This window comes from Paenibacillus baimaensis, from assembly GCF_025567575.1.
On the sequence record NZ_JAOQIO010000107.1, the window covers coordinates 18,540 to 44,905 of the forward strand.

A 26,366-nucleotide genomic window follows, 5' to 3' on the forward strand; every position below is an offset into this window, starting at 1 on the left:
AATCGAAGGAGATGTATCATGAGTAATGAAATAGCAGGCAAGGTCGTTCTTATCACAGGTGCTTCCAGAGGAATCGGGCGTAAGATCGCGGAGGATTTTGCTGAGCGCGGTGCCAAGGTTATCGTTAATTATTCAAGCAATAAAGAAACTGCCGATGAGGTCATTGCGGCAATCCAACAAAATGGCGGTGAAGCTGTCGCCATTCAAGCGGATATCAGTCAGGTAGCAGAAGTGGAGCACCTGTTCCGCAGCGCTATGGAGTTGTATGGACAGGTCGACATTCTGGTCAATAATGCAGGGATCATGATCACGAAACCCATTGAACAAGTAACTGAAGCCGATTTTGATAAACAGTTTGCCATTAATGTCAAAGGCACCTTCTTTGCTTGCCAGCAGGCTGCCCTACACATGAAGCAAGGCGGAAGGATCATCAACTTCTCGACTTCGGTTGCAGGTGCCATGTTCCCTGCGTACAGCGTATATGCAGGTACCAAAGGTGCGGTTGAGCAATTCACCAGACATTTGGCCAAGGAATTCGGTCCCAAGGGCATTACCATCAATGCTGTTGCTCCCGGACCTGTCAATACGGAGCTATTTACTGTAGGCAAGACAGAGGAGCAGATCCATACAATTGTAAGAATGAACTCTTTTGGACGATTGGGTGAACCGAAGGATATATCCGATGTTGTTCTGTTTCTGGCCAGTGAGCAAACCCGCTGGATGACCGGCCAGACGATCCGGGTTAACGGAGGCTTCGTGTAAGTCATGGCCGCTGAATCTACATTAAGCAAGGAAACGATTTTGGATACGGCCGAGCAGGTGCTGCGGCGTTATGGGGATAAAACGAATGTCGTCGATGTCGCCAAGGTGTTACGTGTCAGTCATGGTACACTATATCGTCATTTTGCAAGTAAAGCGGCACTGTTGGAGGCCGTAACCGAACGTTGGCTGCACCGGATCTCACTTCCACTTGAAGCTATCTCCAATCAGCATGACGGCAGTTCCCCAGAGCGTCTGCGCATCTGGCTTGAAACATTAATTCATAGCAAGCAGCAATCGGCGGCTGATGATCCTGAGCTATTCTCCATCTATACTGCAGTCACCTCACAAGGAACCGAATTAATCGAGAATCACGTACACTATTTGATCACGCTGCTGTCACGGATTGTCGAGCAAGGTGTCATTGAGCAGGTGTTTAAAAGCGGAGAGCCCGGGGCGACAGCAAGAGCCATCTTCATGGCTACTGTGCGCTTTCATCATCCCGCCCATGCTTATGAGGGGGATGTCGTTACCAAGCAGCATGATTTCGAGCTGGTCTGGCAGCTCATTCTTGCAGGAATTGTTCGCGCAGATACGAAGCTGTAAGCATTAAGGTACGGCACAAAAAGATAAGGCTATCCGAACAGTTATGTACGCTACTGTTGACGGATAGCCTATATTTATTATACCAGTACCGATAATGAAAATTTGCTTCAGCAGGTTAGTTACATATCATTCTAGAATCTGGAGTTCTTGCCGTCTTCATGTATCTACTATTGAATGGCTCTGTTGCCCGCAGCCATCGCACTTCCGACGATTCCGGCATCATCTATCATTGCAGCTGTGACAATCGTCAGCCGTTCCCAGTAGCCATGGTACACCGATTGCTGCAGTTGCTCCCGCATTGGCGCAAACAAGCGTTCACCCGCCAGCGCGGCGCCACCGCCAATCACGATCACATCGGGACTGTACAGTGTTACTGCATTAGCAAGACCTTTACCAAGCAGCATGCCCGTATGGTTCATCACCTCGATAGCCAGCGAATCGTGCTGATCATAGGCTTTGGAAACATCAGCCGCTGTGATGCTCTTGTCAGGTGCGGCCTCCAGCCATTCCCGAAGTATGCTGGGTCTGCCACTCTGAACCAGCTCTTGTGCCTGACGGGCAATACCCGTGGCAGACACCGCCGTCTCCAGACAGCCGCGCATTCCGCAGCCGCAAGTATAAGGAATTTCCGGCATAATGATATGTCCCAGCTCACCTGCCATATAGCCGCCGCCATAATAAAGCTTACCCTGATTAATAACAGCCGCAGCAAGTCCCGTTCCAATCGTGATCCCGAGCACATGCTCATAGCCTTGGGCAGCTCCACAAACCGCCTCACCGTACACATACATTCTAACATCATTATCAATATAGGTTGGTATCCCTGTACGTTTACGAATCTCTTCCGCTGTAGGAACCTGGGTCCAGCGTAAATTCCCGGCAAACAGGGTTATTCCTTTGTCAGGGTCGATGAAACCCGGGGTTCCGACGCCGATAGCCCGTACCGCTTCACGCTGAATACCACCAAGAGCCAACAGCTCGTCCACCATACATTTTATTTTGTCAAATACATAATCACTGCCCCGCAGTGCTTCTGTAGGCTGTTTGATTTTGTGCAGTAATTTGCCGGAGGCATCGGTCAAGCCGCATACAACATTCGTGCCTCCAATATCGATTCCAATTAAAAAATCCATCATTCACTACCTTTCCCATAGTTATGGCTATGTATGTTGATCAGCCAAATAAACAATCACCTTCGATTGCGCCAAAGCTGACGCAAGCTCTGGATCCAGAACAGCATCGGTCACACAAATATCCAGCGAGGATAACGGAACAATTCCGAATAACGAGGCTTTGCCGACCTTCGAATGATCGAGCACGGCAATCTTCGTTCTGGAGCGCTTCAACAGCAAGCGTCCAATCTGGGCTTCCAACTCCGAGTAAGTTGTAATCCCATGCTCCAACGATAACCCATCGGCGCCCAGAAACATTTTACCAATATTTAAATCTTCAATGACCTTTTCTGCAAGCGGCCCGCACAGCTCAAAGCTATTTTTACGCATCACACCGCCCGTTAGAACCACCTGTACGCCCTCACTGTCAGCAAGCTCCATAGCAATATTGACAGCGTTGGTTACAACGGTAATATTCCTTTTGTTTTTAATCGCTTTGGCGATAAGAAAGGTTGTCGTTCCACCGGACAATCCAATCACGTCGCCTTCTTCAATCAAAGCAGCCGCAGTAGTAGCTATGGATTCCTTTTCCAACCAGAGCAGCTGCTTTTTTTCCTGAAAGGACGCTTCACGATGCCCTGTAAAGCCTTCCCATTGTGCACCTCCGATCGTACGGATAACCCCTTCTTTTTTCACCAAAACATCTAAATCCCGGCGTGCAGTCGCTTCCGAGCAATGGAATCTTTCAATTATTTCCTGAATGGTCAACCGACCATGAGCTTTTAAAGCATTCATAATCCTACTCCGCCGTTCTTCGCCTTTGGATAGTTCCTGTTCGCTCATCCCTCTCCCTCTCCTTGCACATCCATCATCTATGTTGATAGTATAGGGGTTTATTATGATAATTTCAATCATGATAATGACCAAAAAAATCAGCAACCTCTAAAAGCGTTGCTGATTATAGGCACAAATTGCTTATGGGGTCCGACCCATTGCGATCCAGTTCACAGTTCCGTCCAACTGAGGCGAATAACGGCTTCGAACAATCTGGATGACAGCACTATCGCAGTTTTTTTGTTGAATAACACCATAGCTGTTGGTTTGATCCGTTGTGACCACTAACGCGTACTGTTCATCGGCAAATGGCTCATCAAAATGAATTCCGATTTCTACGGACTCTTCTTCCACCCGCATCAGAAAGGAACATATGCCGAATTGTTGAACTGTTGTGGCGACTTTGGTGGAGGCGACCGTATTTGTATTCAGAATCTCAGCTGAGGCTGCAGTTGTACCCGGAAACTCTGCTTCCACTCCAGTTGCAATCATCACGTCAGTTGTATCCACAGCCTCCGTTTCCGCAACTTTTGTATCCACCGGCTGAACGCCCGTTGCTTGAAATCTCGAAGATGCAGCTAACAACAGCTTTTCAACCAGTCCGGTTTCCAAATGTATCGAAGTTATGCTCCCAGGGAGCAAGTGGTAGCCTGAGATTGACTCTTGTTTAATATGCAAGCCATCGATCGAATCGTTGCCTAACTGCTCGCTTCCCACTGCACCATTCGCTATATGGCGACTCGTCACCACACCTTTGGCCAACTGGTCACTTCCTACAGAACCTGTATTCAGATGCACGGAGTCCACCGCGCTCGGCGCCAGCTTTGCAGCTGTCACCGCCTGATTAACCAGCTGTACGGTGTCAATTGCCTCCTCGGCAATATGTTTACCGATAATCGCGCTGGCTTCAATATGACAGCTGGCAACTGCATCAAAAGCAAGCTGCTCACTTCCCACACTTCCATTGCTCAGGTGTGCGGCCTCCACGGCTCCCCATGCCAGCTTCGTTCCCGTTACCGCTTGCTCCTGCAGCTGTGCTGTGCTTATCGCCTCTTCAGCAATGTGCTCGCTGCTCACCGCTTCCAGTGCCAGATGACGGCTCGTCACCGCACCTTCAGCCAACCTCTCGCTATCCACGCTCCCGACACTCAGATGCGCCGTATCCACGGCCCCGATCGCCAATTTGCTTCCAGTCACAGCTTGCTCTTGCAGCTGTGATGTACCGATTGCTTCGCCAGCTACATGCTTCGCCTCGACTACGCCACACGCCAGCTCACGACTGCTCACCGCTTCCGCTCCCAGATGACGATTCGTCACTGCACCTTCGGCCAGTTGCTCTTCACCTACAGCTCCAGCAGCCAAATGTGCCGTACTTACAGCACCCCATGCCAGCTTCGCTCCCGTCACTGAACGCTCCTGCAGTTGAGCAGCTCCTATCGCTTCCTCTGCGATATGCGGACCGCCAATCGCACCCCACGCAAGTGCACGACCGCTTACCGCTCCTGCAGCCAAATGGCGACTCGCCACCGCACCTTCGGCCAACTGCTCGCTTCCTATTGCTTCCGCGCATAGATGTGCGGCTTCCACTGCACCCAACGCCAGCTTCGCTCCTGTCACAGCCTTATCGTTCAGTTGTGCCGTGCCGATTGCTTCCTCAGCAATATGAGCACTGCCCACTGCACCCCATGCCAGCTCACGACGGCTCACAGCACCTGCAGACAGATGACGGCTCGTTACTGCACCATCAGCCAACTGCTCACTTCCCACCGCTTCGGCACTCAAGTGAGCGGCTTCTACTGTACCTGGTGCCAGGTTCACTCCTGTTACCGCCTGCTCTTGCAAATGCGTTGTGCCAATCACATGCAGCGTCAGGTGATCGCCTCTGATAGAACCCAGTGCCAGCTCGCGCCCGCCAACCGTACCTTCCATTAGATGACGACCTGTTACTGCACCTTCTGCCAGCTGCTCACTACTCACTGCACCCGCAGCGAGATGCACAGCTTCAACCGAGGATGGGGCCAGCTTTGTCCCTGTTACCGCTTGTTCTTGCAGCTGAGACGTACCTACCACTTCTTCGCCAAGATGCATACTTCCAACAATACCAAGCGCCAGCTCGCGACTGCCAACCGCGCCATCAGCCAGCTGAATGCTCGTAACGGCGCCAAGTGCCAACTGCTCGCTGCCAACCGCACCGTCAGCTATATGCTCTGCCTCCACCGCACCACGTGCCAGCTTAGCCCCGGTCACCGACTGCACATGCAGCTGAGTCGTATTAATTGCATTCGCAGCAATATGAACACCGCTCACTGCGCCCCATGACAGCTCGCGCCCACTAATTGCGCCCGCTCCCAAATGGCGACTTACCACTACGCCCTCGGCCAACTGATCACTTTTCACAGCACCTGCGCTCAAATGCGCGGTTTGCACGACACCATCAGCCAGCTGAGCCGCCTTCACCGAGGCTGCGCTCAAATGTGCAGTGGTCACAGCACCATCAGCCAGCTTTTCCGAGGTCACGCTTTTATCAGCCATTTTCTCACGGGTTATCGCTTCTGTCGCCAAATGAATAGCTTTTACAGAAGCCTTGGATAAATGGGTAGACTGAATAGCTCCAGTAGAAATATGCTCGCCAAGCACCGATTCTCGGCCAAGTTTATCCGACGTCACACTCGATTGCGCCAGCTTTGCCGTCGTAACCGATAAGTTAGTCAGCTTATCCGTTGATACCGATTCACTGGAAAGCTTCGAGGTCGTAATGCTGTGATTAGCCAACTGCCCGGATAATACTGCACCCTCTTGAATATGCTGATGCTGGATCGATCCTGTTGCCAGCTTTTCCGAAGTTACAGCTCGATCCTGCAGCTTCGAAGTCACAACGGACTGATCCTGCAAATGCTCTTTGCCCACGGCAAGCAGCCCGATATGGAGAGCCTGAATCGCTTTCTCAGTAATGTGTCCGCTGCTTACCGCATTGCCGGATAGATGCTCACTGGTAACAGCCTTCCTACCCAGCTTCGCCGAAGTGACAGCTTGCTCCTTTAGCTTATCTGTGCCTACCGATGCCGCACTCAGCTGCTCCGTGCCTACGCTTTGCGGAGCAAGCTTGCCTGCGGTTACCGCCCCATCCGTCAAATGCTGGGCTTCCACACTTTTAGGCTGAAGATGCCTTTTTTCTATCACCAAATCCTGTAGATGTATACCACCCACCGATTGCTTCGCCAGCTTCTCGGAGGTTACCGTATGATCTCGCAAGTGCTCACCCGTCACGGCACCGCCAAGGATATGCTCTGCGATAACCTGCTTGGGCCCAATAGAATCACTGTGCACGATGCCGCTTGCCAGATGCTCATGCAAAATAGATTTTGACTGTAAATGATCCGAATTAACACTCCAGGCTGCCAGCTTTTCCTCCGTCACGGATTGCTTGCCCAGCTTCACCGCCGTAATTTCCCCATCTGCGATTTTACTCGCCGTTACGGAGTGGTCACGCAGCTTCTCTGTTGTGACCGACAAGTCTGCCAGCTTTGCCGAATTGATGATGTAATTGGCCAGATTCGTCGCCTGAATCGTACCGCTTTTGATTTTCTCAGACGTGATCGACTGGTTTTGAATCAGCTCGCCAGTAATCGCTTCCTCAGCCAAATGCTTGGTTTGAATCGAATATTCGGCAATTTTCATGGCATCAATCGTTTTGTCTGCCAGCTTCTCAGAGGTGATGCTGTTATCCTGCAGCTTTTCGCCTCCAATCGCTCTTTCCTGAATCTTGTCACCCGTGATTGCAAATGACGCAATATGCTCCTCTGTAATTGATCGAAGTCCCAGCTTTTGCTGAGTCACACTGCGATCCCCAAGCTTTGCCGCAGTCACTGCATAGTCGGCCAGCTGTTCGTTTCCAATTGCGCCGCGCTTAACCTTACTACCTTCAATCGCATTCCGCGCAATCTTCTCAGCAGTAACCGATTCCTCAGCCAAATCGTCCGTGTAAATAACGCCTCCGCTGCCTGCTCCGTCAGCAGCCTTACGCGTTAACAATAAGGGTACACTGTCAGTCCTTGATTTCCCCACTTTTATAAGAGGTTCCTCAGCGGTTTGTTGAGCCACTGGCTGGGCAAGTTCAGTATGACTGATCGTAGCATCGACATTATCTGCTGGATGAATCTTCTTAATTCGATCCGAATCCTGAACATCATCCAACCATTTCAATTCATTAATATAAGCCCCGTTCTTTTTTGGCAGCAGTCTACTCTTACTCAAACCACGGCTAGTTGGCTTCTTCATCCTGCACTTCCTCCCGTTTTGGTAATGCTTCTTGTTGGGCACCGCATTTAGTAGTCTTTTGTAACATATGCATTCACCCAGATGGAAGTCATTGCCTATGGAAAAATAGGCGCAGCTACGAGCCGTTTGCTGTAGTGAGTTCTATAAACATATCCAAAACCTTGTAAATGACAAAGCCCTCTGGATCCAAGTAATGATCCGGAGGGCTGATTTATTTTGCAGCTTATAAATCGGGTTATAATTACGGACTGACGGAATGCCTTTCGAACTTGACTGCGTCAGCCCTTGTATAGATCATGTTGGCAGGAAGGGTTGGCGGATCTACCGTTGTCGGGGTCTGCCTGGTTAAACGAACATACTCGCTGCCGTCTCCAGTAAAGTCGAATGTTCCGAGATTGACCCAACCCGACGAGCCAACTGTCGCATCGATATACGTGGCTTCAGTAACCGACTGATGCTTCACTTCCACTTTAACATGATTATCATTTGCCGTAGTGTGGACAAGCTTATAAATGGAGACGGTATACCTCCCCTCTGGAAACTGAGCCTTCCATGTCGCCGATGATCCTTGGACCGTAGAGTAACGGGACTTAACACCAATTTTGTATCCGGCTAAATTGCTTTGGCTCCAAGACCCTTCCGTGGCGTATAATCCAGCCGTATTCGTACTGTCGATAATAACCGTCAGGTCCCTGATGGATATGGTTAATGGCGTTGTCGTTAAGGTCACTCCGTCAATCGTTACGGTGGCCCAAACCGTGATGTGATCCGTTTCACCATCGAGGTGTTGGAGGGTCAGCACACCATTACTGTCCACTTCAGCCAGATCGTTCCTGTCGACATAATAGTGCACGTTGGCATTTCCCAGATTACCAATCAAGCCGTTGTACAGATAGCCGGTTACGGTCAGCTGAGCGGTTTGAGTCATCTGCAGTTCGCTCCGATTCGACATAATGGCTACCGACTCCAATGGCGGCATCTTATTATTGTTCACCCACATGACAGCATCGGCAACTACCTGTGAGTTGTTGGCCTTGTTGGTTAGTTCGACATACCCACTATGGCCTGAAGCAAAAGGATAGGCTCCCAGAAACACCCATGACCCGTTGCCCGTTGTCTCATCAACCGTAACCGTCTCAGAACCTCCACTATAATAAACCTTAAATGAGGCATTCGTTGACCAATTTTCGTTCGTCGCTGTTATTTGAGGAAGCTTGGAATACACGCTATAAGTTACGGTTTCCGGCAGCTCCGGTCGCCAGACCATCCTGCTGGTCGCTGTTCCGGCAGTCGATTTCGCATAAGCATAGTTATCGTAATAATAGGCATTAGCCGTTGTATCACGTATCCAGACACCTTCTATCTCTGCCTCAGCATTATCCACAATGATGGATGATCCCTGCTGCCACTCCGGTTGAGACGGAGTTACCGTTACCTGATCAGGCAGGTATAACGTCCGCGTACGGGTGTGCTTGTCCTCTGACTCCACATAATAGGTGAACGTTTGGGACATGTCGTTTACCCTAATCGACCATTCCATCGGATATATCGTATCTGGAACGGTAGTGTATGTGGCCCCTCCATTCAACGAGTAATGGAGCGTCGCCGGTTTGGTCGTTTTTGCCTGCACGTAAGCGTCGTAGGATGTTTCGTCGGGCTTGACGATTAGCATGCCTTTAACTGCGTCTATCGGACTGTGGATATCGAAGAAATAGCTTGCACCCGATGTATCGGCAGTTCTGGTCTGGTGCAGCGGCACATTGATATCAAGCCCCTCCACAATAATCGCGGTTATTCCTCTGCTTGAAACCGTAGCATTAATAATTCCATTTCGCATAACCCCTTGCTGTGGTGTGCCATTATCGCGGATGATGGTTACCGCATAATCCTGTGCCGGATTGAACTCGATGATTTGCGGATTCAATTGGATTGGAGTCTGTACTTCAGCGTTGGATTCATTACTCAATCCGATGTAGAACTTATTTCCGCTCTCCCCCGTTATCCAGTTTAATTGAGGATGGTTGGTCTGAATGATCCCCTTGGGCATCCAGAGCCAAACGTTGGAATTACCATAAAAGGTGCCTGGTTTATGACCGTAGAGGTGATATTTGAACCACAAAAAATCAGTCTCGAATACGGAAGGAAATGCAATCTTCCCATTCGATTTCAGCGATTGCTCGCTGATCAGATAATCCATCGTTTGCCCGAGCTGCGCCGGCATATGGTGATAATAAATCGATGTAGCCCCGCTTGGACCCTGCAGAGGAAAATCCGGTTCGAGTTGACTAACGGCGAAACCCTTGTAGTAGTAGCCCGGATAGCTGGAATAGCGTCCGATTACCGCATTATGAGCGATATCCTGCAGCAGCTTATCGCCTGTATACAACGACAACCTCAGCATGAACGGAGCCTCCTGCGCATTCATCCGATAAAATCCCGAAGTACTTCCCGCCTCAAAAGTAAGCCCGCTCTGTGAAACAAGCCAACTGTCCACTTGTACGCCTCCGGTCACATCCTCCGGGAGCTTATCTCTGGGATAATCATACCTGCCACTTTCCGGCCAATGGAACGACTCCGCGTAATTATACGTATTCGGCTGAGGGATCGTAGCGGTACCTCCAGGGACCGGACGTGTAACGAACATGGTAGCGTACTGTTTGGCTTCCTTGTACGCGGCGTTCAAGTATTTGGGATCTTTCGTTTCCTCGTAAAGCTCCAAGATCTCCATCCACAGCTTGCTATAATAATAGATAAACTCATTTTTACTCACATTTACGGACTCAGGGGTATCGATATTTTGAGCGATATAGTTATCTGCTGCAGTTTTGGCAGCCTGTAAATACTGCGCATCACCAGTCATACGATACATCATCAGGGGTTGAATGACAGGGCCCCTGTCTTTCTGGTCGGGATTGCGGAAACGGTACTCCTCCTGCCCCAGCTCTTGAATGCCTGCTGACCCGCCCATCATTTGATAAACAGCAGCTATGGTGGAAACATCGAACGGCAAGGTCGCCATTTTCCATAATGACGGCACGCCGTATACCGGCTTCTGCGTCGGCGACCAACCGATACCATTTCGAGATACTCCGTACTGGATGGAAGGCAGCGCCCGCGTATCGTAAAGCTGGTCGTCTCCGGTCATATAGTACGCCCCCAGAAGCACGGCATTCGACGTTGTTCGAACGCTATCCTCGTTCTCAATATCAATGAAGCCCTTGGCCCGGTTCCACCAGCCGCTGGGTGACGAAACATAATCAACTGAATCGTCGCCTTGCGGCTGCATCTTGATCAAATCAATCATATTGAACATCGCATCGGTAAGCGACTGACTGGCAACATTTTTTCGGTAAGCGGAATAACCATATTCGCTGCGTATAATATCCTCGTAGGCCTCATATAAACTACTTTTTTGTGCGATCAACCCGATATGGAACTGATATTTGCTTTCTGCAGTCATTCTCGAATAATTCCCTACCTGAGGAGCATACAGGATCGGCTGAACGCTGCCTTCATTGTTGACAAGACTCATACCAAGCCGTTGATTGGTAACGCCTCCTGTAGGTTCAAATTCGAGCGGAAGCTCTGCGGACGGTACAAATACCCCGTATGAAACAGCATTCCCCGTGCCCTTATTCTTTTCAACCAGACTCATTGGAGCAGTCAGCTCCCTTAATCCTGTTGATTCCACGGAACCTATCATTTTTGCATGCGACCTGAAACCGTTTAATACTTCATTTACGTCAGAGATTAACTCCGCTGTGAAAGATTGATATCCGATTACATAATTCCCATCCCGGCGAGGGGTAAAAGCGAAGGAAACTTCAGGTTTGTTCGCTGACATGGACCAGTTCACTTGCAAATCGTAATCGCTTCCATGCAAAGAGTCGGTTAATACCGCAGTATGGCTATTTGGAAATTCGATACTATCGAATGTAATCCAGCGCTTGTTCATCGTATCATAGTAATTGGCTAGACTCCCCGCATTCCCATCCAATAAAACCCATTGTTCCTCAAGTCTCTCAGGCACATTATTGACTGGGACCCAGTTCCCTGATCCCTCGTCCTTGTAGAACAAATCACGAACGATCGATTTGCCATCCTCCCAGGCTGCTTCATAGAAGGTCGCCTTATAGCTTGCGTTTTCTATGCTGCCTTTTTCCGTATAACTGAGGTTCGTCAAAGTTCGGCTGCGCAGAGGAGGCAACGGTGGAGCCTGCTGCTTGATGTTCCCTTCGAATTTGACAGCATCAGCCCGTGTAATGATAGTGCCGGTCGTAGGTTGAATTCGGGTAAGTCTGACAAATTCGGTATCTTTACCGTTGAATTCATACTCACCCAAATCGACCCATCCCACGGGCGACCCGAATGAAGGCCTCAGATCCATAAATATGACATCCGTAATCCCGTTGTGAATAATTTCAATTTTGACATTACTGTCTGCTTTATCCGCCCAATTAAGCTTATTAAACGATATTCTCGCCATACCTGCTTCTAATCGCGGATTCCAGGTCATGCTTCGGTTCACAGCATCCGTATATTTGGAACTGGAATTATTATATCCCTTCACCCCCGTACTTGTGGACCAATTTGGAGCCGAGAAGCCGGTATTGGTGTTATAAACATCTGCGGTGACGACACTATCGACCGTCAGGCTTCCATCATCAACAATAAATGTCTTATACGGTAAGATTTCCGCAATAACAGTCTTGATTCCGAGCAGGTTTACAGGAAATATCATAGTCATGATGAGAACTATTAAAAAAAACGGTTTGCTTCTTATCATAAATTTCACATCCTCCCCATGATCTGCTTTCAAACTATACGAATGTCAACGAATGAATGGGCGGTTCCGCCATTTGATAGCGCTTTCGCAAAAACCTCCTTTGTTCGAATTTTCGTGACGAAGCGCCGACTATAATGGCGGCTGTACCAGCAGCAGCTTTCCAAGCTGAATCACTGTTTGCTTGTACCAATCCGGATGCTGCCGAACATGCTCCAGGCTTCGTTCATTGCCGCTTGCCTCAAACACTGCCGCTTTGTCTGTCTTCTCGGAATCAATCTCGAAGCGAACCGTATGCTTCCCATTCGGAAGCTCCGGCAAATAAACATACTGATTCCTATTATGATCGTTATACAGTGTAAATCGATCAACGAGGAAAGGTTTCTCCCCATCCACCGTCACCTTCAGTCTGCCGGAATCCGGTCCCCCGATATCGAATAGCCCGATGTGAGTGCCTGTGAACTGCACCGTGAGCGCTTCTCCCGGGTCGACTGCCCGCCATATGCCGGGAAATAACCAATTGTATTCACGGACCAAGTCTGAATCATCAGGCATCATATACGACCACCCTGCCGAAAAATGGGCATGGCTATCCAACGGCAGCATAGCGGCATACTCCCAAGGATTGCCCGGGACCAAAAGCTCCTGCGGCCAGTTATGTTCAAATTTTGGCAAACCGCCTCGAAGCTCGCGAATTTTCTCAAACGACCGGGTGATCGTACTCGAGTAAATCCGGTGCCCGTCTGGAATTGTAGGATGAATCGAATCATGCGTAAAAACAGCTGCTCCAGAAATGGGCTCGTCTGCCCCAGAGGTAAAAATGAGCTTGCCCTCTGACACCAAATGGCTGACAGCTATGCCCAAATGAATCGAAGGAATACCGTAATACTCGGCCACTTCCTCCTGCATAATAGCTCCCTTCTGGTATTGCCCGGCCTGAAATCCGGCGACGTCCCGCTCCTTCAACGTATAAACAAACAGGATATCGATAAAACGACTCCGCTTGCGGATTTGACGCACGATTCCTTCGATCCGCATCTTGGACTCGGAAACACCGCCGTCGTTTCCAACAAATTCGACAAACACCAGGTCAGGCTGATGCCGCAGTACATCCATCTCCAAACGTGCACAACCTAAATCCGATCCCGTTCCAGAAATGCCTGCATTTATACAGCGGATATCCGCCTTGGGATATTGCTCACGAAGCCATTCCGCTGTCATGACCCGATATCCTTCAGATCGGGTATTGCTGCCGCCCAAATAAACTATGGTCACCGCATCCCCATTTTCCAACTTATGAATTACATTAGGAAGCCCTCTTCTAGGGAATAATTCCTTCATCGCCAATTCACCTAACCTCACTTATTTGGATTCATATCTTGTCATTTTCATTCGATATTGCTTGGGTGTATCCCCGGTATATTCCTTAAACAGCTTACAAAAATAACCTTCATTCACAATTCCTACTTCTTCACACAATTCCAATAAAGAATAATCCTGAACATTTAACAGCTCAAGTGACATTTGAATTTTTTTGCGATTGATGTAACTGATAACCCCTTCGTTCATTGTTTTTTTGAATAGGCTGCTAAAATACGATGGAGCTAAATTCACATCCTCGGCAATAGCCTCCAACGTTAGACGCTGTTTCAGATTTTTGTCTATAAACCGCATGGCTCTCATGATTTCTGCACGATGCCTGAGTTGGCCAGCGTGTACATATTCGAATGTGAAATCGCCAATATACGCAAGTTGCTCCCGAAATGTCATAAATTCTACGGGAAACTCTTCTACATCTGCAGTTATAGTGCTAGCCGATTTAAATTTTGCTGCTATGTCTCTGTACAAGTCTCGAAGCATAGGCGCCATGATGGACTTATGAATTTTGTTCTCCATCACAAATTGGTTTAAAGCAGCTAATTCTTTGTCCAGCACTTCCTTGGAAACCCTCCTATGCAGCCGCCCGAGAAAATCAGCCGTTTTCTGTAGAAAGTCCTCCTTTCTTTTATTATCATAATGGAACCTGTTCGCAGGCGTTTTGACTACTTTCTCTGCATGATAATAGAAATCCTCACTCCCATTTTCTGCTTCCGTGTAAGCTTTTTTGATAGATTCCCAGCCTCGGTGCGGATGTCCAAAAGCTACGGATGCCATTTGATTCAAATATTGATTCAGATGGTGCACGATCTGACTGCCCAACGTTTGGCAAGCGTATTCCGTATCCCTGTCACTGCGGGTATTTTCCCAGGAAAGAAAGCCAATAAATCGATTATCGGACAGATCTACAGCTACTCCCATTCCAACATTCATCACCGTCTCTTCGATGACATTAGTAATCGCGTATTTCAAGATGCTTTGATCAACCGCCGAATATTCATTTCGGAAGCTTTCATACAGATTCATTTCAACAATAAAGCAACAGTAGTTCGCTTGAAAAAAATGGAACTGCATACGATTGGCGAAATCCGTTGCCCGATGCGTTGGTATCTCCCCTCTGATCAATTCGCTAAAAAATTGTTTGCGCACCCTATATTTATTTTCAAGCACGGATACGTTTAAAGATTGTAATTCCTCTTCTTTTTTCTTAAGCTCATCCCAAATTCCGGCTGCCTTATTCAAAGCTCGCTCTAAATCAGCTTCCCTTAACGGAACCTTAACAATGTATTCCAAAACATTGGCATGGATAGCTCTCTGTGCATATTCAAAAGAAGAATAGGCGGTCAAAAGAATGTATTGGGTATGCGGCAGCTCCGGCTTTAACTGCTCGATCATAGAAATTCCATCCATTTGCGGCATGACAATATCGGATATCACGATATCCGGTTTGAGCCTTAGACACTCCTCTATCCCCTTCATACCGTTATTCGCTTTTCCGACTAAACGGAATTTATGTTCCTTATTGGATAGCGCTTTAAAAAACAGCTCCAATCTTTGAATAATCAGATCTTCATCGTCAACGATGAGGCAGGTATAGGCTCTCACGATCATGCATCTCCTTTAAATAGACCTGCCGGGAATACGGCACGGACACGGGTTATTTCCTTCGGTATGCTTATGATGTTCAGCCCGAACTGTTCCCCGTAATGCAGCCTAATTCGACCATGAATATTGTTCAACCCGATTCTTTTTCTCTTTACTTCCAGATCACTCCATTCAGAATTTAAAATATGCTTGATCGTATCCGCTGGAATGCCCTCTCCTTGATCAATGACTTCAATCACGACGTTAGTATCCGCCCTATAAGCATGAATAGTAATGGAACCTTCGATTCCTCCGCCATTGTAACCATGGAAGATGCTGTTCTCCACCATGGGCTGCAGTAGCATTCGAAAAACCGGAAAATCCATGAGGCCTTCTTCAATGTTCTCCACTAACTTGAAATACCGATTATACCGAATGTTCTGGATCGCGATATAGTCCGATACATTATGTAATTCCTGACGCAATGAAACCTTCTCCGAAGCCTCCGCTATTCCGTATTCCAATAAAGAAATGAGGGACCCGATCACCACATCCACCTTCTCTAATTGTCCAAGATGGATGACATTGCTTATCGAGCCGAGCGTGTTATACAGAAAATGCGGGTTTATTTGAGATTGCAGCACTTGGATTTCCAACTTCCGCTCCTGTTCATTATGAAGCTCCGATCCTCGGATCAACTCTACAATTTGCTGCAGCATACGGTCGAAGGCTCGCGAAAGATCGCCGAATTCATCGTTACGGTTAATAGAAATGCTAGTTGTCAGATCGCCTTGCTCCACCTTTTTCATTTTTAATTTGAGAGCATGGAGCGGATTCCTAATATATTTGGCAATAAAAAAAGAAATAAACAGACTTAATAGCAAGCCTCCAGCCAGAAGCCAGATATAATAGGTTTCCAACCTGGACAATGCAGCCTCCATCCGCGATTCATCGTTAATCGAGATGATGAACCAATTGAATTTCTCGGTCGGCTTCTTCAGAATGGAGACCGGTACCCCTTCTTTTCTATGCAGCTGAAGGCTTGTTCCACTAGTATCAAGAATCTGTTGCGCTGAGGTTTTCCCAATTGAAAAAGTATGGTCTTGCACATCCAGAGGTCCGGTATGCTCCGAAAATCCGGCAATAATTTGACCCGAAGCGGTAATAAGTGCTAGATTCATGTGCTCTTGTTTATTAATCTTGAATAAGGTCTCCTCAATCGCTTTAAGATCCAAATCTACAGCAATGGCCATAGGGTCCGGAGAACCGTTCAGATATCGGACCATCGTAACCGTCCAGCCGGAATACTTCGATAAATAAGGCTCGCTGACAATCGTAGTCAATCTGTTCGTGCTTGCCGCAGCAAACATAGGCATTCGATCCGCCAGAGGCTCATCAAAGATCCGCGTAGGCGTACTTCCGCCAATGATGGATAAATCATCCCTAATCAGGTAGATGTTATTGACATAATTACTATTGAGCTCATACAGCTCCCTTAATTGCTTTTTTATTACTTCCGGACGGTTTATGTTTGCTTTCACCGAGGTTTCGATCGAGAACAGGATCGTCTGAAAAGACGAGAAATTAACCGTCAAATACTGGTCGACCTTGTCTAGGATTTGGTTTGAGAAATAGATGTCGTTCGTTCTTATTTCCTTTTGGACATATCGGTAGGACAATTGGCTAATCAAAATAATGCAGCTTAATACAAATGCAAAACATATTAAAAATAATTTCATCGGCAAGCTAATTCTTCTTCGCATCGGTCATCTTCCTTATGAATCTGTATGAAACTAAGAATAGCATAGAACGACATAGAGAGGGACAACGACTTTCCACTCTCTTCCTTTATTTACTTAATTATGCCTGCATCATTAAACTGCTTGATTGCGTTGTCCTTATATTTTTGCATGTCAAACTTGGTATCCAACGTTTTGAGAAATTGATCCCAATTGGAAAGAGGGTCTTTGCCCGTCATAAACTTGACCAAGCTCTCATTAATAAAACGCGTGCGATCAGCTGACAATGTATCGCTCAGGTCTGCCGTCAATAAATTTCCGGGTAACGGATCTAGTACATATTTCTGGTTATTCGTAAAAGCTTCTGCCGTCTTTGGATTCTTGAAGCTAAAATACTCGGTATCATCCCCACGGCGCGGCATCCTATAATGATCGACCCACAGGTATTTTTCTTTCAATTCTTTCGTTAAATCGGGGGTTTTGTTTTTAACCTTGCCGTCCACCAGATCCCAATGAATCCCTTTGATTCCGTATGCGAAATGAGGATATGCTTCCTTGTCTGTAAAGAGATATTCCAGCAAGGACAGGATGCGAATGATTTTGTCCTTGTCGGCTTTTTTGGAAATAGCCCATGAATTGCCTTGGAACGATTTTCTCTCCAATATTTCATCGCCATAAGGCCCTTTCATCGGTGGAATGACAATCCATTCCGGTACCTCTCCGCCGATTTCTTTCATTTTTTGCTGGGCATCCGGCTCCAGCCTGCGGGCATCTCTTACCATGAAGCCGACCTTACCCTTATATAGCTTTTGGTCCAACAAATCGGGTGTATTCATCGTCACCCAGTCCGGATCCACAACTTTGGCTTCCATCATTTTATTAATGTAGGCTAGTGCCTCTTTCATTTTGGGTTCGATAAACAGGAAGACCGGTTTATTGTCTTTCACTTCAATGGCAGAGGGGGGATTGACGCCAAACATCCACATCAAACTATCAAAGCCATAGGTTTGCAGATTGCCTTCTTTATTCATACCGCCGATGAAACCGAACGTATCGCTCTTGCCGTTTCCATCCGGATCTTTCTCTGTAAAGGCTCTCATTACTTCGAACAGCTCATCAGGAGTTGTTGGCACTTTCATATTCAGTTTTTTCAGCCAGTCGTTGCGGATAAAGAGGCTTCGACTGATACCGTTCACATTATCATAGCCGGGAACCGCAATCGTTTTTCCTTGATAGAACATCGCATCCCAGGAATCTTTACCAAAACGCTGCTTTAGTTTGGGAAATTGCTCCAGGTACGGGGTCAAATCCGCCAACACACCTTGGTCATAATATTGGGCGAGATCAGCACGGCTCTTCAAGAAGAGCAAATCCGGGATATCTCCGCCGGCAATTAGCGTATTCAATTTGGTCGTTGCTTGCCCGGATTGAGGAATAATCATGTTCAAGTCAATATTCATTGCATTTTCCAGCATTTGGCGTTGAATATCTTCTTCACGGGGAGGAAGCGGAGCAGCAGCGTTGAATGTGCCTTGGTTAAACATCGAGATTTTTATTTTGTTGGCAAACTGGCTAGCCTGGCCTTGAGAGATGCCCGATACTGCTGGAATAACTTCTTTATCTTCCCCACATCCTGATAATATCGCTCCCAACCCCATGATGGATGCCAAAATAGTATATGTAATCTTTGTATGTTGCATATGGACCTCTCCTTTTGCTTTTATACGATCACGATTTTCCTGTAATACCTATACGGGGATAGCCTTTTAACCTTTAATCGATCCCATGAGCACACCTTTGGTAAAATGCTTTTGCATAAAGGGATAAACAATCAAAATCGGAACCGTAGTCACAACTACAGCAGCCATTTGCACAGCTAACTTGCTAACCGTTCCGGAATTGGCGAGTGAATCAGCGCTTTGTGTTGCCACGGTAAGCAGGATGTTGCGCAAGACGACTTGAAGAGGCATTAAATTCGTATTATTCAAATAAACAATAGCATCGAAATAACTGTTCCAATGCCCAACTGCGTAAAATAAGGATATCGTAGCAAGGACAGGTAAGGATAGAGGTAAAATGATTTTCCATAATGCTTGAAGTTCACTTGCACCGTCTACTCTCGCCGATTCCTCGATTTCTGCAGGTAATTGCTCGAAAAAGCCTTTAATGATCACCAGATTAAATGCACTAATGAGCTGTGGAATAATCAATACCCACGGACTGTCCAGCAATCCCAGAGAGCGAATTAATAAGTAAGTGGGGATTAAGCCTCCCCCGAACATCATGGTAAAAACAATGAATAATAAAAACGGGCTGCGCCCCGGCAAATATTTTTTGGATAACGGGTAAGCCGCTATCACCGTAAAAAACACATTAAGCGCTGTACCCACTACCGTTCGAAACAACGTAATTTTATACGCCTGCCCGATACCATGAGAAATAAATACTTCTTTATAGGCTAATAAGGTAAAGGATTCTGGTATAAGTACAATTCCTCTTCTTAATACTTCCGATTCTGGAGTGACAGAAACAGCAACCACATATAAAAAGGGAAGTAAGCAAAGAACAGATAGCAAAATAAGAATAAAATAAACGGCTGCTTGCCATACTTTTTCCCCAAATGTCAGATTGATCATATTGAAAACCACCTCACCAAATTTGCCCATCGAATTTTTTGGCGAGCTTATTCGTTGCCAAAACTAAACCAAATCCGATGACAGCTTTAAACAATCCTACAGCAGTAGCCAAACCAATCTTAAGACGCTCCAGCCCTTCACGATATACCCATGTATCTATAATATCGATCTTATCCTGATTAAAGGTGTTGGCAAACATGAATATTTGATCAAAACCAGCGTCCAGAATATGGCTTAATTTAAGAATCAGCATCAGAATAACGACTCCTCGAATACCGGGTAATGTAACATGCCATAACTGTCTCCACTTGGAAGCACCATCCATCCTTGCCGCTTCATATAAACTCGGATCGATTCCTGCTAATGCTGCAAGGTACAATATCGCTCCCCATCCGATGTCCTTCCATATTTCAGATAAGATGATTAGCAGTCGACCCCAGCCTGGTTCACTCAAGAAGGAGATGGGTTGGAAGCCATTTTCCTTTAATATCATGTTAACAAGTCCATCTCCCGGAGCTAATAATGCCACCATCATTCCATAAACAATGACCCATGATAAAAAATGGGGCAAATACGTAATCGTTTGTACGATTTTCTTAAACCATTGGACATAAACTTCATTGAGCAGCAAAGCAAGTAAGATCGGAGCGGAGAAGCCGAACAATAGCTTGTACAGCGATATGATTATCGTATTTCTCATAATATCCCAGAAATAAACCCCGTTCATAAAATCCTTGAAATTTTTCAATCCCACCCACGGGCTATCCCATAAACCCAAGGCCATGTTGTAGTTTTTGAAAGCAATAATAATTCCCGCCATAGGTATGTATTTGAATAGGGCAAAGTATAGTAATGCCGGGAGTAAAAGAGCATACATCACTTTATATCTTCGGATCGTGCTTATCAAAGATTTCCACTTTGAGAGGAGGGGGAAAGCGCCCGCTGCCAATTTCATTTGCATATCATCACCTCTGCTTTATTTATATATTTATACTAACATCTCCATATCGTCTAAATTTCTGTAATTTCAAGAATTTCTTATAAGATCTTAAGTAAACGAAAAAAGGCTGAGCAGAGGATTATTTCTGCCCAACCTTTTTATGCTTTTCATCCATTGCTACATGTGTGTGGCTTACTTTCAGTATTACCTGCTGCTTTTACAGGAAGATTTGACGAACAGTCCTCTCAGCTTGTACTGCTGCATACTGTCTTTTACATAAAAAAAGCAATCCCCATCAACGCCGAAACCGACAATACGACAAGCGGATGCAGGTGATACTTCATCGTTCCAATCATCGCAAAAATAAAAATCAGCAGTACAGCCAGTGTATGTCCATTGATCCCAAGCAGTGGTTGTCCGTTCGTGCCTACTCGATACGCCGCATAGACGATAAGCGCTGCCACCATCGGTTTCAAGCCATAAAAGATCATGGACAACAAGCGTTCCCGACCTACCTTAAAAAAGAACACCGCCAGAGCAATAATGATAATAAATGAAGGTAAAATCATTCCGATTGTTGCCGCAGCCGCTCCCGGAATCCCGGCAACCTTGTATCCGATCAGCACAGCACTGTTCGTTGCAATCGGACCCGGCGCCATACCGGCCAAGGTTACAGCTTGGGCAAAATCAACGGAGGTCATCCACTGCTGGGATAAAGCCTCCCGTTCAATCACACTTAATATGGCGTAACCGCCGCCAAACGAAACAAGCCCTATTTTGAAAAAAGTAACCAATAATGTCCACAGCATGAACGCTGCCCCTCCCTTCTGTCATCCGACTAAATACCATCGCCCCAAATATATTGGCCAGCTTGGATCGGACCGGGTACAGGTGCAGTTCTTCCGCCAGTCTTCGTTGGTGGAGGTACATCCTTGAGCTTTTCTTTCATTTTAAATATCCAAATACCCGCAATCGTTCCGATCAGCAGCAGCAAAGCGGGATGGATCGAGGTAAACAGCAGCGCGGCCAGTGCACCAGCTACGATAATCAGTGTCGATTTGTCATGAACCGCTGACTTTAGCATTCTCCAGCCAGCAACCGCAATGAAAGCGACGACGGCCGAATGAATGCCTTCAAAAGCAGCCGAAGCCTTCACAGAGTCCTCCACGGTAGTGTAACCAATTGCCAGCGCCATCATAATTATAAAGGTCGGTAGTCCGATACCTATAATGGCAGCAATGGCTCCCCTGAGTCCAGCAACTCGATACCCAATGATCGTAGCCGCATTCACACCAATGCCACCTGGAGCCGATCCGGCAATCGACAAGGCACCGCTTATTTCTTCCTCGTCCATCCATTTACGTTGTTCAACAACTTCTTTCTCAATAGCTGGAATCATCGCATAGCCGCCGCCGAAAGAGATTGGACTGATTTTGCAAAAGGACCAAAAAATTTGCCCTATTACAGTTGTCATATTCTGCTCATTGTTAGTCATGTCGCAGCATCCCCTGTCTTTAGCTTCTATATTCATTATACAACACTTAATTTCTTTTTGGAATAAACTATTGTATAAAAGTTTCTTCCGCATTTAAAAAGATCCGGTTATATAACGAATAATCGTCTATAAAGAGGGGAATACTCTGAATTGCATAGGGACTTTATTTCATTTTACATTTAATTGCTCTCTATAAAATTTCAGCCATCTTTCTGCTGTTCGTTCCCACGTGAATTGCTCGTGAACCTTGCGTACACTCGCTTCGCCCAAAGCTTGACTCCATTCCGGATGTGTTAATAGCCTTACAATAGAGGGAGCCAGATCGTATTTTAATCGCACAGGGCTAATACTTAAGCCGGTCCGCTCATGGTCGATAATTTCTTTCATTCCTCCGACATGTGTCGCCACGACTGGAACACCCGAGGCCATTGCCTCTACGTTCACCAATCCAAAAGCTTCATTTTTCCCTGAAGGCACCACAAGCACATCAGCCAGACGAAACCAATCGGCAATACCCGTGTGCGGCACATATGGGATGAATCGGATAGAAGTCTTCAGCTTGGCAGCCAGACGCTTAAGCCCTCTAACATAGGAGGTCGTCCTTCGGGAACTGTAAAAAGCGCTGCCGACTACAAATACAACTGTATTAGGTACCCGCTTCACAACCTCCGGCATGGCTTCCAACAAATGATGAACCCCCTTCATCCGAAGTAAACGCCCTACATATAAGATGACCTTTTTATCCCCCAAACCAAGCTGATCCAGCGTTTCCTGTCTTCGAGCCGCTCCGTGTGTTGACCAACGGGAAGTAAATTGTTCCGTATCTACCCCGAGGTAATTCACCCTTATTTTCCTTCGGGTACTCGGTGCTTTTTGGATAAGCTGCTCCTTCATAAAACGGCTATTGACCACGATATAATTAGCAGCTTTCAGACAGCTTTGCAGTTCCACACGACTAATATGAGGACTCGAAATGTAAGTAGTCGAATGCAAAACAAGGCAAATTACCGCCTGTGGATACCGCTTACGTAAGTAACGTACAAACCGGGGACGGTTCTCTACCTGCATTAGAGCTGGACGAAGTCCTTTCAGCCTTTGGCTAACTTCCGATATATAGCCAACCGGAGAACGGGCTGGCACCCGAATATATTGGACTCCATCCAGCATCTCTGTATGGGGCATATCCGGACTTTCCTTGCCAAAAATGACTGGACACACTTCGGTTGTCACACGACGTGCTACCTGCTCGACCACAAGCTCGACCGAGCTGCTCGTCGCACAAGGCACTACGAATGACCCGGGTGTAATGATCGCAATGACAGGTACCTTCATGGGAAACCTCCTATTAAAATTTCACTTTTGTAAAATCAGCTTCTTAAGCACTGGCCAGCTTCAATTTACACCAGTATATTCATCGCTCTTAACCTCGGGCACGGCAGCGTAGTCATCACGCATGGATGACGATTTATTTATTGTATATTTATGCATTTAAAAGTATAATAATTCATTATTGAGAAGGAGTGATATGCATGGGTATTCAAACTGAACTGGAAACTGCCACTTTACTGGCAGCAGCAAGCACCTCGATTTTATCAACCGCAGTAAGGCCCGAGCTTGTGATGGAGCGCGGACAAGGTATGTATTTATGGGATACGGATGGCAAGCGGTATCTGGATTTTGTCGGAGGATGGGCAGTTACATGTCTGGGTCATTCTCCCGCAGTTATTCAAGAAGCCTTGGCACAGCAATCGGCTGCACTGGTTCTTTCCAGCCCCTCCTTCTACAACAAACCGATGATTCAGTTTGCCAAGCTTTTAACCGACATAACCGGTTATGACAGAGCTTTCTTTACGAGCAGCGGCGCTGAAGCCAATGAAGGGGCCATCAAGCTTGCCAGAAAACACGGCTCGATTCATCTTAACGGAGCATTTGAAATTATTACTACAATTAATGGTTTTCATGGGCGTACGCTGGCTACGATGTCGGCAACCGGCAAAAAGCAGTGGGAACCTCTTTTCGCACCCAAAATACCGGGCTTCAAGCATGTCCCCTTGAATGATCTCGATGCTTGTCTGGCTGCTATCAATCCTAATACGTGTGCTATTATGCTGGAACTGGTTCAAGGTGAGGGGGGCGTCCATGAGGCTGAAGTGGAATATGTGCAGCAGCTTCGTAAAATTTGCGATGACTCCGGCATCATGCTGATCTTTGATGAGATACAAACCGGATTCGGTCGAACAGGCAAGCTGTTTGCTTATGAGCATTATGGGGTTCAAGCGGATGTGATGACATTGGGCAAAGGCATAGGTGGCGGATTTCCGCTTTCGGCTATGTTGACTACAGAAGCCTTTAATATTTTTGATGTCGGGGATCAAGGTGGGACCTACACTGGACAGCCGCTCGCTATGGCGGTGGGGCTAGCCGTCGTCAATGAGCTGATTCGCCTGGAGCTTCCTCATCATGCAGAACAGCAGGGCCGTTACATCATCGAACGACTGCATCAAATCAAGGATAAGTATAACCTGAAGCACATTCGTGGCAAGGGATTGCTGCTAGCCTTTGACCTACCGAAGCCAGTTGGTGCCGAATTGGTTGCAGCGTGCTTGCAGGCAGGTCTGCTGATCAACACTCCCAATTCGTTAACCATTCGTTTAATGCCGCCTTTAGTCGTGTCCGCAACAGACATTGACGTTATGTTTGATCTGCTTTGTGATGCTTTGGATGGCATTTTTAGAACCTAGTCACCATAAGGGAGGGACTCGTCAAATTCCACTTTATTCCTACAGCACCTGTCCATAACGGGTCTGTCCGCGTACACATACACTAAGGGGAAACTCAAATCATCGGAGGGAGTGGATACCATGCCCTATCCCTGTGTGGGCATTCTCGTGAATGATAAGCTGCATCGCAGCATCCCCTTAGGCAAAACCAAATATGAAGCCGTACACTTGTATGTGAAGGCAGGCGCCAAATATGGATTTACCCCCTGCTTTTTCCGAATAGACGATTTAGAACCGGGTGCAGAAACCGTTAATGCTTACGTCATGCACAGCGGACAATTTATTCGCAAAAGCGTGCCCGTACCTGAGGTCATTCACAATCGCGCGATTTATAAGGGGCGCAAACAATTTAGGCAAATTAACTCCTGGATCAAGGAAGGCAAACAGCTGTTTAACCAATGGAACCGTTACGGAAAGTTGTATGTTCAAGATGTATTGATGAAAGACCCGAGCCTGCGTCCGCACATGCCAACCACATACGACGCAAGCATAAGCCATATCCACATGATGATGAAGCTGTATAATGATTTGATTATTAAACCGAACAAAAGCAGTGTCGGACGTGGGGTCATGAAGCTGGAAAAAACGGTTCGAGGCTGGAAGCTCACGTATCCCGCATCATTAAGTATTCACAATAGAACGTGGCGTACGCTGACTTTTCAAGGCAATCGACTGCCACTCCTGCTCCGAAGCAGACTGCAGCGGGCACGCTATATCGTACAACAACGACTACCACTCGCTACTTTCGAGGGACAGCCTTTTGACCTGCGTGTCTCCGTGCAGCGTGGAGCTATGGGACAGTGGCAGGTTACAGGGATTGTGGCGAAGGTCGCTTCCAAGCGATGTTTTCTAACCAATGTTGCACAAGGTGGAACTGTTTACAGACTGGAGCCTATTCTTATCGCAGAATATCCGCACCTACAGCCGAAAGCAGTAATCAAAGGCATTGAGCAGTTTTCACTGCAGGTGGCAGAGCATTTGGGCAACCATCTGCCGCATATGGCCGATCTCGGACTTGATGTCGGAATTACGATAGAAGGCTTTCCGATGCTAATCGAATGCAATGGCAAAGACCAACGCTACAGCTTTCGTGAAGCCGGCATGCTGCAGGAGTGGAGATCAACCTATGACAATCCAATGGCTTATGCACGATATTTACTGGATTGTAGTTCGGCGAAAGCTAAGGAAGAGCTGCAGAAAACAAGTCAGCCAGCCAAATGTTTAGAGGCTATCGAAGTCAGGAGCCCATCTTGCTAATACTATCAGCTCTCCCGTAAAAACATAAAGGCACGGAAATCGAGTCATAAACTGCATTGACTGATTTCCGTGTCTTTCCAAACTGAATGAATATTACCTACAGTTTGCAGCAACCACAGTATGAAGACGACCATTTCAGCACATTTGGCATTTAGGGCTTTGATCGTTCATAATCAGGAGCTGATT

The 26,366-nt window shown here is 47.0% G+C and carries 17 protein-coding genes; 4 read left to right on the top strand and 13 right to left on the bottom strand.

Annotated elements, in window-relative coordinates; translation table 11 throughout:
- Nucleotides 1-18: 18 nt before the first annotated feature.
- Together OB236_RS30915 and OB236_RS30920 are read left to right on the top strand one after the other, a co-directional pair.
- Complete coding sequence (locus tag OB236_RS30915; RefSeq protein WP_262687437.1) at nt 19-762, top strand: SDR family oxidoreductase; 744 nt, start codon at nt 19-21, stop codon at nt 760-762.
- Nucleotides 763-765: 3 nt separating this feature from the next.
- Nucleotides 766-1,365: a TetR family transcriptional regulator gene (locus OB236_RS30920; protein WP_262687438.1), complete on the top strand. Its 600-nt coding sequence runs from the start codon at nt 766-768 to the stop codon at nt 1,363-1,365.
- 167 nt (nt 1,366-1,532) lie between these two features.
- Here the strand turns inward: OB236_RS30920 and OB236_RS30925 are convergent, their stop codons facing one another.
- From OB236_RS30925 to OB236_RS30985, 13 genes are all read right to left on the bottom strand, one after another.
- On the bottom strand, nt 1,533-2,501 hold the full coding sequence (locus OB236_RS30925; RefSeq protein ID WP_317259398.1) for an ROK family protein: 969 nt from the start codon (nt 2,499-2,501) through the stop codon (nt 1,533-1,535).
- A 24-nt stretch (nt 2,502-2,525) separates the two neighbouring features.
- Nucleotides 2,526-3,320, bottom strand: coding sequence for a DeoR/GlpR family DNA-binding transcription regulator (locus OB236_RS30930; RefSeq protein ID WP_262687439.1), 795 nt, complete (start codon nt 3,318-3,320; stop codon nt 2,526-2,528).
- A gap of 132 nt (nt 3,321-3,452) precedes the next feature.
- Nucleotides 3,453-7,589 (bottom strand): WIAG-tail domain, encoded by a 4,137-nt coding sequence (locus tag OB236_RS30935; RefSeq protein WP_262687440.1) that lies wholly within the window; start codon nt 7,587-7,589, stop codon nt 3,453-3,455.
- Nucleotides 7,590-7,830: 241 nt separating this feature from the next.
- A complete protein-coding gene (locus OB236_RS30940) occupies nt 7,831-12,375 on the bottom strand; it encodes a golvesin C-terminal-like domain-containing protein (protein ID WP_262687442.1) in 4,545 nt (1,514 codons plus the stop codon).
- A gap of 129 nt (nt 12,376-12,504) precedes the next feature.
- Complete coding sequence (locus OB236_RS30945) at nt 12,505-13,713, bottom strand: GDSL-type esterase/lipase family protein (RefSeq protein WP_262687444.1); 1,209 nt, start codon at nt 13,711-13,713, stop codon at nt 12,505-12,507.
- Between the two features lie 21 nt (nt 13,714-13,734).
- Nucleotides 13,735-15,360: a response regulator transcription factor gene (locus OB236_RS30950; protein ID WP_262687445.1), complete on the bottom strand. Its 1,626-nt coding sequence runs from the start codon at nt 15,358-15,360 to the stop codon at nt 13,735-13,737.
- The gene (locus OB236_RS30955; protein ID WP_262687446.1) at nt 15,357-17,096 is read right to left on the bottom strand and encodes a cache domain-containing sensor histidine kinase; all 1,740 of its coding nucleotides are present in this window, start codon (nt 17,094-17,096) and stop codon (nt 15,357-15,359) included. Before OB236_RS30955 ends, OB236_RS30950 begins: the two co-directional genes overlap by 4 nt.
- An 89-nt stretch (nt 17,097-17,185) precedes the next feature.
- Nucleotides 17,186-18,772: an extracellular solute-binding protein gene (locus OB236_RS30960; RefSeq protein WP_262687448.1), complete on the bottom strand. Its 1,587-nt coding sequence runs from the start codon at nt 18,770-18,772 to the stop codon at nt 17,186-17,188.
- Between the two features lie 66 nt (nt 18,773-18,838).
- Nucleotides 18,839-19,708 carry a carbohydrate ABC transporter permease gene (locus OB236_RS30965; protein ID WP_262687449.1) on the bottom strand — a complete coding sequence of 290 codons (870 nt, stop codon included), beginning with the start codon at nt 19,706-19,708 and terminating at the stop codon, nt 18,839-18,841.
- A gap of 13 nt (nt 19,709-19,721) precedes the next feature.
- Entirely contained in the window at nt 19,722-20,669 is a 948-nt protein-coding gene (locus OB236_RS30970) for an ABC transporter permease (RefSeq protein WP_262687450.1), read from the bottom strand.
- 251 nt (nt 20,670-20,920) lie between these two features.
- Nucleotides 20,921-21,457, bottom strand: coding sequence for a chromate transporter (locus tag OB236_RS30975; RefSeq protein WP_262687451.1), 537 nt, complete (start codon nt 21,455-21,457; stop codon nt 20,921-20,923).
- Nucleotides 21,458-21,486: 29 nt separating this feature from the next.
- Complete coding sequence (locus tag OB236_RS30980) at nt 21,487-22,143, bottom strand: chromate transporter (protein WP_262687452.1); 657 nt, start codon at nt 22,141-22,143, stop codon at nt 21,487-21,489.
- A gap of 168 nt (nt 22,144-22,311) precedes the next feature.
- Nucleotides 22,312-23,475, bottom strand: coding sequence for a glycosyltransferase family 4 protein (locus OB236_RS30985; protein WP_262687454.1), 1,164 nt, complete (start codon nt 23,473-23,475; stop codon nt 22,312-22,314).
- Between the two features lie 197 nt (nt 23,476-23,672).
- Between OB236_RS30985 and OB236_RS30990 the strand changes: the two genes are divergently transcribed.
- On the top strand, nt 23,673-24,884 hold the full coding sequence (locus OB236_RS30990) for an aspartate aminotransferase family protein (RefSeq protein ID WP_262687455.1): 1,212 nt from the start codon (nt 23,673-23,675) through the stop codon (nt 24,882-24,884).
- Nucleotides 24,885-25,004: 120 nt separating this feature from the next.
- Nucleotides 25,005-26,180: a YheC/YheD family endospore coat-associated protein gene (locus tag OB236_RS30995; RefSeq protein ID WP_262687456.1), complete on the top strand. Its 1,176-nt coding sequence runs from the start codon at nt 25,005-25,007 to the stop codon at nt 26,178-26,180.
- The last annotated feature ends 186 nt before the right edge of the window (nt 26,181-26,366 follow it).